At 46.7% G+C, this 14,089-nt stretch carries 10 protein-coding genes; 1 reads left to right on the top strand and 9 read right to left on the bottom strand.

The features are described 5' to 3' along the window. Positions 1–8: 8 nt before the first annotated feature. The 6 genes from AC6B99_RS30795 to AC6B99_RS30770 all read right to left on the bottom strand — a co-directional run bounded on the left by AC6B99_RS30795 (position 9) and on the right by AC6B99_RS30770 (position 7,876). Positions 9–950 (bottom strand): ABC transporter permease, encoded by a 942-nt coding sequence (locus AC6B99_RS30795; RefSeq protein ID WP_496664949.1) that lies wholly within the window; start codon positions 948–950, stop codon positions 9–11. Between the two features lie 186 nt (positions 951–1,136). Further along, a complete protein-coding gene (locus tag AC6B99_RS30790) occupies positions 1,137–2,849 on the bottom strand; it encodes a type 2 periplasmic-binding domain-containing protein (RefSeq protein ID WP_496664948.1) in 1,713 nt (570 codons plus the stop codon). A 344-nt stretch (positions 2,850–3,193) separates the two neighbouring features. Beyond that, entirely contained in the window at positions 3,194–4,300 is a 1,107-nt protein-coding gene (locus tag AC6B99_RS30785; protein ID WP_496664947.1) for a pectin acetylesterase-family hydrolase, read from the bottom strand. A 32-nt stretch (positions 4,301–4,332) separates the two neighbouring features. Then, complete coding sequence (locus AC6B99_RS30780) at positions 4,333–5,427, bottom strand: pectin acetylesterase-family hydrolase (RefSeq protein WP_496664946.1); 1,095 nt, start codon at positions 5,425–5,427, stop codon at positions 4,333–4,335. Positions 5,428–5,443: 16 nt separating this feature from the next. Beyond that, positions 5,444–6,799, bottom strand: a complete 1,356-nt coding sequence (locus AC6B99_RS30775) for an alpha/beta hydrolase family protein (protein ID WP_056037764.1) — start codon at positions 6,797–6,799, stop codon at positions 5,444–5,446. Positions 6,800–6,823: 24 nt separating this feature from the next. Continuing rightward, the gene (locus AC6B99_RS30770; protein WP_056037767.1) at positions 6,824–7,876 is read right to left on the bottom strand and encodes a family 43 glycosylhydrolase; all 1,053 of its coding nucleotides are present in this window, start codon (positions 7,874–7,876) and stop codon (positions 6,824–6,826) included. A gap of 248 nt (positions 7,877–8,124) precedes the next feature. Here AC6B99_RS30770 and AC6B99_RS30765 point away from each other — a divergent pair, with 248 nt between their 5' ends. Then, positions 8,125–9,708: a response regulator gene (locus tag AC6B99_RS30765; RefSeq protein WP_496664945.1), complete on the top strand. Its 1,584-nt coding sequence runs from the start codon at positions 8,125–8,127 to the stop codon at positions 9,706–9,708. 88 nt (positions 9,709–9,796) lie between these two features. Here AC6B99_RS30765 and AC6B99_RS30760 read toward each other — a convergent pair whose 3' ends face one another. From AC6B99_RS30760 to AC6B99_RS30750, 3 genes are all read right to left on the bottom strand, one after another. Continuing rightward, entirely contained in the window at positions 9,797–12,610 is a 2,814-nt protein-coding gene (locus tag AC6B99_RS30760; protein ID WP_496664944.1) for a glycoside hydrolase family 3 protein, read from the bottom strand. A gap of 135 nt (positions 12,611–12,745) precedes the next feature. Further along, positions 12,746–13,618, bottom strand: coding sequence for a carbohydrate ABC transporter permease (locus tag AC6B99_RS30755; protein WP_496664943.1), 873 nt, complete (start codon positions 13,616–13,618; stop codon positions 12,746–12,748). 11 nt (positions 13,619–13,629) lie between these two features. After that, the coding region (locus tag AC6B99_RS30750) for an ABC transporter permease subunit (RefSeq protein WP_496664942.1) at positions 13,630–14,089 on the bottom strand (460 nt) is incomplete at its 5' end.

The raw sequence follows: 14,089 nt of genomic DNA, 5'->3' as shown, positions 1-14,089 counted from the left end.
TCCACTCCTTAGAAAATCTTGTATCCTGCAACTTTGTAAGCGACCCGATATCCGCCTAGAATCAGGATCAGGCCCACCACGGACTTGAACAATCCGATCGCTGTACCGAAACTGAAATTCCCGCCAATCAAACCGATACGGAACACGAAGGTATCGATGATATCGCCGCTTTCATAGACCAGCGGATTGTACATGTTGAAGATTTGGTCAAAGCCTGCATTGAGCACACCGCCCAGGGAGATCGTCAGCATGACACAGATAGTGGGGATCAGGCTGGGAAGGGTAATATTCAACATTTGTTTCAGCTTGCTCGCTCCGTCAAGCTGAGCAGCTTCATAGAGAGCCGGATTAATGCCAACCAGGGCCGCCAGATAAATGATGGACCCGTAACCGAATTCTTTCCATGCATCCGTAAAAAGTACGATTGGCACAAACCAGTGGTTGCTGCCCAGAAAGAACACGGGCTCGTGACCCAAGGCTTTCAGCAGTTGGTTCACTAAGCCATATTCCGGATTCAACAGCTGAATGAAGATACCCCCGAGCACCACCCAGGAAATGAAGTGAGGCAGAAACACAAAGGTTTGAACCGAGGTGCGCAGAAATTTATTTTTCACCTCATTGATCAGCAGCGCAAACGTAAGGGTACTGAACATGCCAATGGCTAATTTGAGAAACGAAATTTTCAGCGTGTTCCAAATGACCTGCATGCTGTCGGGATATTCAAATAAAAACTTGAATTGGTCTAACCCGACCCAGGGAGATTTGGAAATCCCCAGAGAGGGCTTATAATCCTGAAAGGCCATTAACAGGCCGCTCATGGGTATATAGACAAAGATCGCGGTCAGTACCACAGCGGGCAGGAGCATAAGGTATAATCCCCAGCTACCTTTTTGTCTAGTGAATTTCTTTTTTTTTGCCGGTACAGCAGGTACAGCAGTATTCATGCCCATTGTCTAAATCCTCCCACCTGATTCTTGTAATCTATTTTTATTATAGTGATGGGCATTTCGGCTTGATATAAAGCAATGCAAATACCAATAACGCATTCTAAATATTATAATTATGGAGGCCGGCGTCCAAAAAAAAGAGCGGTCTTGATGCGTGAATCCACATCAAGACCGCTGATCAATAATAGGTTATTTGACGGAATCGTACCATTCATTGACTTCTTTTGTAATGGTATCACCGCCCGAAGACTTCCATTTCTCTACAAATTGATCAAACGCATCCACCGGAGACTGTCCATAGATGATCTTCGAGAATGTCTCCATTTGCATTTTTTGCAGCAGCTCATTTCTGGACGACATGGTTGACGTTACCGGACCCATGTAATGCTCCCTTACGCGCGAGGATTCTTCATCCATGGAAATAAGCATCGCATCGTACACGATTCTTTGTAATGGATTGGTGTCGTCTGCAATCCCAAGAGCTTGCATAAAGGCACGATCTTTCTCTGTGAGTTCTTCTTTCTTTGCCACTTTTAATGTTATTTCCTTCATCTTTGAGGAAACATCCGGCATGCTTCCAAAAATGTAATCGTTCGAATTAATCTTTCCACCGGGAATCTCTTTCTCATCGGTTACAATCTTTCCATCTTTGACAACATATTGGTAGCCCTCCTGAAATCCTTTGAAATATTCAAGCGGATTATCGGATTCGTAGACAGCATACATCGAGTTCATATAATGAAAGTAGGCTTGAAGCGCTTCATCCGAAATATCTTTATTGATCACGGTCCCGCCGGATATCGTAAAATAGGTGTGCAAAGCTGGGCCATTGACCCCATGAGGCAACGGATAGGGTTTGAACATCGCCGTAGGGTTGGTCGCGAGCAGCATGGAACCCGGATATTGGATGAAGAAAGAAGGCGCTGCGACAATCCCAACCTTATTAGATGTGACCGCGGTGACAATTGTATTGGGGTCATGTAACGCAATATCGCTCGCAAAATACCCTTTATCCTTCCACTCTTTCATCTTCATTAAGCCCTGCTTGACCCCCGGTAGAATCGAACCATTTTGAAGCTTGCCGTCTTCTCCTGGATACCATCTTTCCGGCATGGCCCCGTAAAGTCCAAAGATCCAGGCTCCGTCTCCAAGGAGGTTGCCAGTCATCTTATCCTTCATGGCAAAATCCAGGGCAAACGTATCCTTCTGCCCATTACCGTCTGGATCCTGATTGACGAAGGCATCCATGACCGTTTCCAGCTCTTCTATTGTAGTAGGTGCTTTCAACTTGAGCTTGTCCAGCCAGTCCTGACGGATCCATAAAACGTTGTTTGATTGCCCATAATCTGTAGAAGTTCCTGGAATCGCCATCTTTTTGCCGTCTCGAGTGACCGATAACCAGGGATCTTTTATATCGGCTAACGCACTTTTCCAAGTTGGAGAGGCATATTTCTCGAACACTTCTTCCACTTCCATGAACTTGCCCGAATCGATGAGAAGATTGGTGTTAGCGGGACTGCCCGACATTACGATATCTGGCAATTCGTCGTTCGCAGAGAGCATGAGTTTCAATTTCGTATCATACGAACCATCCGTACCGCCGCCTGTCCATAAAGTTTTAATCTGTACGCCAAATTTGTCCTCGGCCCAGCGGGTGAATACATTGTCCGTAACGGATTCCCCTTCTCTATATTTATAGCCCGGATTTTCTCCCTTAACGGTGGTAAATGACGCTGCCGGTTCGATCTTGCCATTCACGATATTCAGCTTCTTCGTTGCTTCCGGACTTCCCTCACGCTTTTCGGCCCCGCCGTTGTTATTGGCATTGCTGCAACCGATTAGCGCAGTAGTGAGTAACCCAACAGAAAGAACGGTAGCTAGCCATTTTGATTTCATATTCATTCAAACCCCCAAATATTTTTTGATTACGCTTTCATTATAGAAACATATTCCCGGCCATGAAATAACGGATAAGCAACATTCGATATCTCAATCCAAACCACAATTCGAAAAGTGCTAACTGTAACGTGTCAACTGATCTGAATCTTCCTCCCCTGATATTAGCTTGCCAATATCCACACCTGCGTAATCCTGGATACTAAATTGAATCTCTTCATTAACAATGGCAATATCTCATTTTAAACTTAATTGAGACTTTGAATGAACAACAAAAAGCTGACGTCGTCTATCGTCAACGTCAGCCATAAAGGTTCTATTTTATTCATTTCAATAGAAATTATTCACATCTAGCCTTCAAGTAGGTCCAGACCTGCATCGTACACATTTCCATTCACGGCACTCCACAGCCAATCCCGAAGGCTGGTGCCATGTTTGACCGGACGATAAAATTCGGGGTCGTGAATTAGGGTATGCGTTGTACCCATAGATTCCGAGTACATCTCCCCAATCGGGTTATCGAATAGGAAGATGCCGATGCCGGGAATTTCGGACTTCAAGGCATCGACCATCTCCTTGAGATCCTTCTCGAATTGCAGACACTGTTCCCGCTTCACTTCTAAGGTGCCGTGATCAATATAGTGTTGATACATGGCAAATGCAGTATCTCTAATGGAGTTGATATAAAGATATCGAACGTCATTCCCCTTCTCGGCATAGAGGGTACGCAGCCAGTCAAGGCAGATATTTGGACCCTGGAGCGGCTCCCATATCCGTTCGCTCGCCTGCCAGATGTTCTGTGCTATTGTCTTCCACTGGTCATTAAGTAACAAAGCGCTATCAGGGCAGCAGGTTACATCACGGCACTCCGGAAAATAACTCATGACATCCGAAGTTAAGGCTGCAGCACCGAATGCGCCGCCACTTGTTCCCGTAATCAACAGTTTTGTCGGTGTAGATAGATGTTTCGTCGCTTGCTCCATAAGCCCGCTGTAGTTGGAGTACCCATGATGGTGCAGCACCGCAGGAGAGCCGTCTCTTGCTGTATAATGATAATCGCCATTTCCCACATGAAAATCTCCTGTAGCGTAGCTGACGAAGATGAAACTCCAGTTCCTAAAAGGATTATCCGGTGTGTCATCAAAGATTCCGCGATTAAATGCCAAATCGTTAAATTGCAATGCCTTATCGTCAACATAAAAATTCTCTTCTTGCGCACCTAACCGAGTTGGCCGTGCGGCCGTATAAGCATTCAATGATACGCCTCCCCCCAAAAAGAAGACGATAAGCCCCGGCTCTGTTCCTTTACGCAGGTAGCCCCAGTAAGGCGAGCCTCCTGCACAAATGGCTCCAGGAACAGGAACTCTATACCACTGTCCTTTATCCGGCACTCCCTCTAACACAGGTAACTGATGCTCTTGGAGATATTTTTTATACTCTTCTACATTATCAAACATTAGGTTTCGCTCCTTTAAAGTTTTGGGCCTTTTCAACGTTGCAGCCCTATACTAGAAATGGTTCCATTGACGGCATTCCACAGCCATTCCCGAAGACTGACGCCATTACTGACAGGCTGGAAAAACTCGGGGGTGTGAAGGAAGGTATGCTGTGTACCTAGGAGCTCCGAATCAAGCCCCGTTTCGGGGGTATCCAGCAGGAATATTCCAATGCCGGGGATTTCGGCCTTCATCACATCGGTCATATCCCTAAGATCCTTTTCGAATTGCAGACTCTGTTCCCTCGTAAGCTCCATAGTACCGTGATCAATAAAATGTTGATACGTGGCCAATGCACTATCCCTAATGGAGCATATATAAAGATACCGTACACTGTCACCCTTCTCAGTATAGAGGTCGCGCAGCCAGTCAAGGCAAATATTTGGACTGTGCAGCGGTTTCCATATCCGTTCATTTGCCTGCCAGACATGCTGAGCAACTGCCTGCCAATCGTTATAGAGCATTAAAGAGCTATCTGGGCAGCAGGTCACATCCCGGCACTCCGGGAAATAATCCATGACATCCACAGCTAAAGCTGAAGCACCGAAAGCGCCTGCACTGCCGCCGGTGATCAGCAGTTTCGTTGGTACAGATATAAATTTAATCGCTTGCTCCATAAGCCCCCGATAGTTCCGATAGCCATGATGATGCAGCACAGCAGGCGAACCGTCTATTGCTGTATAAGGGTAGTCGCCATTCCCCACATGGAAGTCACCTGTCGTATAGCTTACCAAGATACAGCTCCAATTTCGGAACGGATTATCTTGGGAAGGGTCAAAGATGCCGCGCTTTGCGAATGCATCGATGTACGGCAACGCTTTGCCGTCAAAATAAAATGTCTCCGATGTCTCATTTAACTTATTGGGACGTGCCGCCATATATGCATTAAGCGATACACCTCCACCGGAGAAATAAACGATAAGGCCCGGCTCTGTTCCTTTCCGCAGGAACCCCCAGTAAGGCAAGCCATCTGCACTTATTGCTCCGGGAACCGGGAGCCTGTACCATTGTCCGGCTTCCGGCTCCCCCTCTAATACCGGGAATTGCTCGGGAAAATATTCTCTTAACTCTTCGTCATTTTCAACCATATGACAGCGCTCCTTATTAGATTAATAGCCGGCCTTGGATCTCATCCAGTACATCCGCAAGTTCCGGTTTTGCAGCCATTGCTGCACAGAATGTATCGACTAATTCCTCACGATGGTGTTCGCCAAACTCTGACAGCTCCTCAAGAACCTCCTGACGGTTCATAGCAACCGATCCAAAGACGGTATCATCGATGCCAGCCTTCCCGGGAATCAGGAATCCTTTCCCCGCATACCGCTCAGCCATGAGCGCCAACTTCCCGACGGTCAGCCAGTTTGTTTCCCTGGACGACCTCTGAAGCTGTGCATGTATATAATCGGTGGCGTCAATGGGCCCGAGATCCATTTTTTTGAAATGTCCCCCTTCTGCTTCGGCATTGCCTTCATCGAATACAACGATGTTGAAACGTTTGGTGCTATCGAAGGAGAGCTTGAAATTTTCACCTGATGTTTGCGGTGCCGGACAGAGATGCTCAAATAAATCATCTGCAGGAAGCATCTCAGCCATTGATCGCTGCACCTTTTCTTGAAGCGGAAACTCCGACATACGGATACGGAATCCCTCTGGAAGGGACTCGTCCAGATCAGCATATGTAAATCGTTTTGTCAGTTGATCAATGGGTACCAATAAGTCGGAGGTAAAATGGGAAAATAATACCGGACTGGTAAAACATCCTGCCATGCAGGATGGAGACATAGCGTTCCAAATCTCACTATTGGGATTCTCCTCGATCTTTGCCAGAATTGGAGCAAACTGTCCGAAAATGGCACCGACTATAGGCACGGGAATCACTTCCAGGCAGCGAATGAAGTCTTTTCGTTCCTCTACAGTTAGCGTTTCCAGAACATCCTTGTTATGATTGTTTGCTGACTGAAGATACTTCATGTTAAACAATATATTTGTAATACCACTGAAGGAAATGGAGCAGCAGATTCCAAGATGCAGAACAGACAACATCTGCGTCATATAGCCGCCGGCGCTTCCGCCGCTGACTACGATACGCGTCCGGTCGATGCCAGGCTGCTTCCTGACGGCTGATAATGCAGCGCTGTTGAATATCATGTCGTCATCAATCAGACCCCCATTATATTGCGGCTGGAAATCAATCGGTGTCGACACCGCCCAGCCATTCATAAGATAGAGGTTCAATGTTGCGTCATTCTCGGGCATTTCGTAATGCGCGATGAACACCAGCGGTTTCGGTTTCGGGGCCGTTTCCGGTAAATAGATACGGATATAACGCTGGCATACGGTGCCTTCTTTTGAAATGAAAGGAACTTCAATGTCCCGTTTTTCAACGGAGAAAGGCAGTTCCTGTTCTTTTACATTTGCTTCCGATAAAAGTGCCATCATTCTTCGGATATCACGTTTCATACATGTTCCTCCTTCGCTCCAGGATTAATCATAGTCTTCGATGCGCCACTCGTCTTTCCAGTCCAGATAGGCCATCTTCCCGTCGAACCGGAAGGGTAGCCATACATAATCCGCTTTATGAGTATTCTCATTCACATTAAAAGTGGAACCGGTGAACGTAACAGGTTCATTCTGGCGGTCTGGATTGAAGTATCGGTCGTAAGCGTCCGAAAGAATGTTATAAGGAATCATTCCTTCTTCATCGGTAATCCAACGGTCAGCCAAAGCAATATAAAGATCTTTTTTCTTCGGATGCTTGAATATCGAAGATACCTGGGAACAGAAGGAGGTATTCGTAGGATCATTCACATGCGGATTACCCAGAATTTCAAATGGGCCGTGGAAGGTCCGTGAACATGCAACTTCTGATGGATTCGGATTGTAACTTGTCGTACCAGAGGTCACCAAATAATGCAGGTTTTTTCTTGTAAAATATGCCGGTGCTTCGCGGACGTAAGGCGGATAAAGATTTGGGAAATGAGTTGAATAATATCCCGTTACACCCGTATAATCTGCGGTCAAATCTGCACAAATCAATTCACTGTGAACCCTTTCGAAGTAATAATACGCTTTCCCGTCCCGTGCAACCGCCAGGTCGAAATCACCGGCGCTCATATTTAACGGGCGGTACTTGGTTGTAATCATAGTATAGGGCCCCAGCAATCGATCTGCGGACATTATGGTCAGGGTTTGGGTGCTATCCTTTTCCATTATTTTCAGGAAGCAAATATACTTCCCGGTATTCTTGTTGAAAATAATGTGTGGACGGTCCATATAACTGGTTGGATGAAGCGAAGAAGCAGGATCATTTTCCACAGGGGGAATAATCACCCCCTCATCTTGCCAATTGTAAAGATCCTTGGACGAATAACAACGGACTCCCCAGTGCCAGATTCCGCTGCCCGGAGTTGTCTTCCCCTTGTTCTCACCGTACCAATAGAAAGTATCATTCTCGTAGAAGATGGAACCTGCGTGAGCTTGAATTCGTTTGCCTTCCGTATCCAGCCAGATTTGCCCCGGTTTAATTGATGTTTGCATAGATGATTTGGATCCTTTCTTGATATCAGATTTTAGTCATATGCTGACAAATCTACACTTTCCTCACAGCTTAATTATAGGTTCCTGTATTTAGGCGTTGATATAAAGGAATCCAAACATGTATATCTCATTTCTAATATGCGGCTGAATTCCAATCTATAGACATTGCCAGCCGGCCAACAGATTCATATAATAGGGTTACCTCAAGCAGAAATGGGAGATCAGCAACCAACCGGAGGAATCAAATTATGTACCAACTACTTATCGTTGACGACGAAACCTCTGTCGTAGATAGTCTGGCAATGACTGTGCAATGGAAGGATTATGGAATAGAAGAGGTTTATTGTGCATACTCGGCGCAAGAAGCACTGCTCATTGCGGCCAAACATTCGATAGACATTATGATTACAGACATTCAGATGCCTGAAATGTCCGGATTGGAATTGATCGAAGTGATGCAGCATTATTCACACAAAATCCGCTGTATCATTCTTTCGGGCCATGACGAGTTTGAATATGCCAGGAAAGCCATGGCTTATCAGACACTGGATTACTTGCTGAAGCCAATCGATTATACAGAGTTAATTAACTCTGTTAAGAAAGCGATTCAGCAGGTGGAAGAGGAGTGGAAGGAAGTGATATCCTTCCAGCGCATTAAGCAAACGCTGGAGGCTAATCTCCCGCTACTGCGGTCACAGCTGCTTAACGACCTGCTCAAGAACAAGATCATCCGCCATGAGGTTTTGGAAGAGAGACTTGCTCTGGTAGGCGTTCCCTTCCGGTTCGATGACCCCTACATGATGATGGTTGTTCGCATGGAGGAGGACTTCTCAGGGTACGACCTTCAATCCTTATCGCTCCTTGAATATGCCGTAACAAACATTGCTGATGAAGTGTTCCAAAAACTGTTCAGTTTATGGCATTGTGTCACCGAGCAGGGATATTTAGTTTTTCTCATCAAAGGCAACCAGCAAGACGCTTTGCATTTGGTGGATTCGTTCGCAGTAAAGCTGCAGAATCATGTCCAAAAATTCCTGAAAGGCTCACTCTCAATCTGCCTAAGCAATATCGCCAAGTTTCCTGGCGACCTGCAAAACTTATATCTGGCTGCAATCAACGCCATTAACCGGAATATCGGAAATAATAAAAGCTTCTTCCTGACCATTAATGAAAAAAGTGAGCAGCCTCAGAGCTCCATCATCAAAAAATTATATGCTCCGCCTGCACTTTCAACGCTGCTGGACTCAGGCAACTGGGACGAGGCGATTGCCAAGATCGATGAATTGCTCGTTGTCGGCGGCAATGCAGACGAACAATTTACGGTGCTGCTATATCTCTCATCCTCATTCACGATGTGTTGCCAACCCAATGGGTCCAGTCTATATGATCAGATGGGACCAGAATTCGATTTGTTGCTCCGCAAGAAGGGACATCTTTCAAGACAACGAATCTATGACTGGGCCAGTAAAATTATAGCAGCACTAAAAGCTAAGACGTCGACTCAAATGGAGAATGCGCAACAGCAGATTGCCGCTAAAGTCCGGACGTTTATTCATGAACATTTGTCCGAGGGGATTTCACTGCAAATCATTGCCGACCATGTGGGGCTGCATCCTGTTTATCTCTCCAAAATTTACAAGACGGTTATGAATGAAACGATTGGTGATTATATTTTTCAATTTCGAATGGAAAGAGCCATACATCTCCTGCGAAATACCGACTTAAAAATAGCTGAAATCAGCGATCAGCTGGGCTTTCAGGCCACCCCCCATTTCATTAAAATTTTCAAAGAACATTTTGGCACGACGCCGCAGGACTACCGGAATCGTTAAGCTTATACTTATTGATCAATTACACGCGAAAAGGCTCCCTGGTAATTTTCAACAATTACCGGGAGCCTTTTTGGCTAGGTTACACCATTTACTGAAGCTGACTGCCTGGGGCTGCCATTGCTTGGAGAATACGTTCTTCCAAAGAACTTGTCATAATGATCTTGAACCCCTTCACTTCCATTCCGCTTTGACCAAAGACCAACCTGAAATGTACAGTTTTTTGTAATATTGGCTGCTGGATATCAAAGGATATAGTTTTCCATTCCGTATCCTCTCCTGTCAACGTAAGGGTTAGAAGGATGTCATTATCATGAAAGATGCTCACAGGGATTTGGGCAAGTTGACTGTTCCCGGCCGCCGCGCGGCAAGTCAACTCCACTCGATAAAGTCCACGCTCCTGCAAGATAGCTCGAAGATACGTACTCTGTCCTCTTGAGGTATCAAATATCTCCCCTGGCACAATAGCCTCCTTCTCCACAGGAACCGAAATCATCTCCAGGACTACATCGCCTTCCTCTTTCCGGTATGCAGTCAATGCCTTGTCCAGCTCTGTTTCCAATCCCTGCATCCGGTTAAAGGCTGTTGTTCCCATCAAATAGCGACAAATATTCATTGCTGAGCGCTGATATTCACCGCGTGTTACCGTTCCCTTTTGCATAGCTTCTGCGGAGTTATCCCCTCTGGCGTTCTGCTCGGAGTCGCTTACTACCATGAACAAGTCATTCTGTGCCCTTATCATTGCTGCCACATTCTGGACACTGCCTTCTTCTCCTTCGTCATTTCCCATTGCCCACCAATCGGTCATTACAATCCCTCTGAAGCCCCACTCTCCCCGCAGAATTGTGGTTGTAAGATCATAGTTGCTGGCAGACCAATAGCCATTGATCGGGTTATACGAGGTCATAACCGAAATCGCATTGCCCTCTTTGACCGCCATTTCAAACCCGCGCAGATAAATCTCCCGCAGGGCCCGTTCCGAAACTACTGCCTCCACTGTGTTACGATGGGCCTCCTGGCTGTTGCACGCAAAATGTTTGATGGTGCCCGTCACATCATATGGATTCATACCATGCAGTTGGGCAACCACCATCCGGCCTGTCAGGAACGGGTCCTCACTAAAATATTCAAAATTCCGGCCATTCAGAGGATTACGGTGGATGTTCATTCCCGGTCCAAGCAAAGTGTCTACATGGTTTTTCCGCAGTTCCAAACCTTCGTACACATACAGTTCTTTCAGCAATTCTTCGTTAAAAGTACAGCCCAGGCAGGTTCCATTGGGCATGGAAAATGCTAAATTGCCACAGTCCATTCGAATACCGCTCGGACCATCTGCTGAGCAGGCAACTGGGATTCCGAAAGCTTCCAGCCTCTTTGTAACACCGCCGAATGCACCGGCTGTGCCCGGTGTAACCTTTGGACTGCTCATGCCTTCGCCGCGCACAATACAGCATAAATCTTCATCCGAAAGTTGAGCAATATAATCCTCCATGCTGACTATGCTCGATTTCACATCTGTCAGCTTATATCCTTTGTCACCAGTATAAGGGATTTCTTCTGGAAAAGTTTCCTCGCGGCGCGCCTTCGGTTCTATGGTCCGTAATGGAACCGGTTCATAGATCAGACTACCGTCAGGGGCACAGCGCATTCGCTCAAATGCAGCAACCGGTGCCATGGCCTCTTGTAACTGCTCCAGTACCTGAAGCTTGTCTATGGCAATGCTGCCGCAAGATTTCGCCTCCCTCACATGATCCCCCACATGGAAGATGTAGCTTCCAGCCTCCAATACCCAAGCCGATTTACAGCCCGTGATTCCTGAATCATCATAGGACGCTATTGCTTTATGGGGAATTTCAATTTCAACGGATTGTTTCCCGCCCGGAAGCAGCTCTTTGGTTTTCGCAAAGCCGGCGAGTACGCGGGCTGACTTACCCAGCTTGCCTTGCGGAGCTTGACAGTAGACCTGGATGACCTGTTTCCCCGGTCTGTTTCCGGTATTGGTGACTGTAACATTAATCTGGACACTGTCGTTCAATTGCTCTATCCGTTCTGTCCGTGTTTCAAATGTGGTGTAGGACAGGCCGAAGCCAAATGGATACAAGACACGGTCTTTGGCAAAAGTCTCAAAGTAGCGGTATCCAACATAGATATCTTCCTGGTAAAAATTGCGTTTTGATCCCCCATGATTAGCCGTGGACGGATAATCCTCAATGTCCCTTGCTATGGTGTCCGTCATTCTCCCGCTCGGACTTACCCTTCCAGTCAATACATCGAGAACACCGTTTCCACCTTCCTGTCCACCTTGCCAGACATACATCACAGCAGAAGGATTATATTTCTCCACCCACTTCATATCTATGATGTTGCCCACATTCAGCAGCACCACGGTCCGTTCAAATCCATTGCATACCATTTCCAACATAGCTTCCTCGGCTTCTGTCAGTAAATAGCTACCGACTTCCGGCTTGTTATCCTGATCTTCCCCGGCTGTGCGGCCAAGCAAGACGATTGCCGTTTCTGACTCCTTAGCCGCTTGCATAACCAGATCAGCATCAAGCAGCATTTCTTCTTGGAACCACGGTTCCTTACCCCAACCCGCACCTTTCTCAAACGGATGCTCTTTCACCCAATCGAGATAAAACTGCTTGACCGCCTGATTGATCTCATAGCCTTCTTTACTTTCCAAAGCCTCTGCAATGCCAACAACGTATTTGGTATTGACCATCCCCCCGGAACCGGTACCGCTTTTGTAATAGTTAAACTGTGATCGGCCAAACAGCGCGACTTTTCTCCCTGGTGCAAGCGGCAAAACATTGCAGTCATTTTTAAGCAGTACAACACCTTCTGCTACGGCTTGCCGCGCTTTCACAGCGTAGCGTTGCAAGTCAAAGTTTGTCTCACTCATCTCATTCATCCTCCTATCAGAGCTTGGTCAGTTCGTTCACAATTTCAATAACACACGCTTCCAGCTTCAGGCCATCAAGTGCAAGCCCCAATCCATGGCGCAATCCCGTTACTGTATTTTATCAGGCTTGTCGTCCTACTCCTTCACTGCCCCAATCACTATACCTTTCGCAAAGAATTTTTGGAGGAAGGGATAGATCAGCAAGATCGGCAAAGCTCCGATGAAGATTTGGGCAGAATTCAGGGACAATGCATTGAATTTCGCTGCGGCTTCTGCATTCTTGATATCAATATTCGGCATCGATATAGCGGCCTTCAAGAACGTACTCAGCGGGGCGTTTTCCGGCTTCATATAGATTTGACCCGCCAACCATTCATTCCATTCTCCTACCACCGTGAACAGCCCTACTGTTGCCATGACTGGCAGCGACAAGGGCAACATCACTCTCAGATACACTTTCCAGTGCCCGGCACCATCTATAAATGCTGCTTCTTCCAGCTCCTGCGGTAATGCCTTGAAAAAATTCATAATCAGGATGATATTAAATACATTGATCATCGTCGGCAGGATCAGCGCCCATATGGTGTTATACAGACCCATTTTGGTCACCACCAGATACGTCGGAATCATCCCTCCGTTGAAAAGCATGGCTACAATAAAAAATCCGACAAACCACTTGTAGCCCGCAATCCCTTTCATCCCTCCGCCTTTGGACAGTACATAAGCTGCCATACTGGTCACCGTCAGCCCCAACGTTACACTTAACAAGGTTCGTTCCACCGAAATCCAGAGGGAACGAAGCAATTGGGTATCTTCCAGCGCCCTGCTATAGGAGTTCAAATTTAAACCAATCGGCCAAAAGGTTACTTCATTGGCAGATACGGCTGCACTGGAACTTAAGGATACAGACAAAACATGTAGAAACGGCAGGATGCAAATCACGGCCAGCATGACCATGACGGTATTGTTGATGAGTTGAAATGTACTGAATTTGGCTGTTGTACGCATATGTCCACTCCTTAGAAAATCTTGTATCCTGCAACTTTGTAAGCGACCCGATATCCGCCTAGAATCAGGATCAGGCCCACCACGGACTTGAACAATCCGATCGCTGTACCGAAACTGAAATTCCCGCCAATCAAACCGATGCGGAACACGAAGGTATCAATGATATCGCCGCTTTCATAGACCAGCGGATTGTACATGTTGAAGATCTGGTCAAAGCCTGCATTGAGCACGCCGCCCAGGGAGATCGTCAGCATGACACAGATAGTGGGGATCAGGCTGGGAAGGGTAATATTCAACATTTGTTTCAGCTTGCTCGCTCCGTCAAGCTGAGCAGCTTCATAGAGAGCCGGATTAATGCCCACCAGGGCCGCCAGATAAATGATGGACCCGTAACCGAATTCTTTCCATGCATCCGTAAAAAGTACGATTGGCACAAACCAGTGGTTGCTGCCCAGAAAGAACACGGGCTCG

The organism is Paenibacillus liaoningensis (assembly GCF_059609455.1).
Note: the sequence above shows the minus strand (reverse complement) of the source record. Positions and strands in the feature narration are given on the sequence as shown.

What these genes read in the sequence shown, in the direction of transcription:
- AC6B99_RS30795 (WP_496664949.1), bottom strand. Translation starts at nt 950, where the DNA reads ATGGGCATGAATACTGCTGTACCTGCTGTACCGGCAAAAAAAAAGAAA.
- AC6B99_RS30790 (WP_496664948.1), bottom strand. Translation starts at nt 2,849, where the DNA reads ATGAATATGAAATCAAAATGGCTAGCTACCGTTCTTTCTGTTGGGTTA.
- AC6B99_RS30785 (WP_496664947.1), bottom strand. Translation starts at nt 4,300, where the DNA reads ATGTTTGATAATGTAGAAGAGTATAAAAAATATCTCCAAGAGCATCAG.
- AC6B99_RS30780 (WP_496664946.1), bottom strand. Translation starts at nt 5,427, where the DNA reads ATGGTTGAAAATGACGAAGAGTTAAGAGAATATTTTCCCGAGCAATTC.
- AC6B99_RS30775 (WP_056037764.1), bottom strand. Translation starts at nt 6,799, where the DNA reads ATGAAACGTGATATCCGAAGAATGATGGCACTTTTATCGGAAGCAAAT.
- AC6B99_RS30770 (WP_056037767.1), bottom strand. Translation starts at nt 7,876, where the DNA reads ATGCAAACATCAATTAAACCGGGGCAAATCTGGCTGGATACGGAAGGC.
- AC6B99_RS30765 (WP_496664945.1), top strand. Translation starts at nt 8,125, where the DNA reads ATGTACCAACTACTTATCGTTGACGACGAAACCTCTGTCGTAGATAGT.
- AC6B99_RS30760 (WP_496664944.1), bottom strand. Translation starts at nt 12,610, where the DNA reads ATGAGTGAGACAAACTTTGACTTGCAACGCTACGCTGTGAAAGCGCGG.
- AC6B99_RS30755 (WP_496664943.1), bottom strand. Translation starts at nt 13,618, where the DNA reads ATGCGTACAACAGCCAAATTCAGTACATTTCAACTCATCAACAATACC.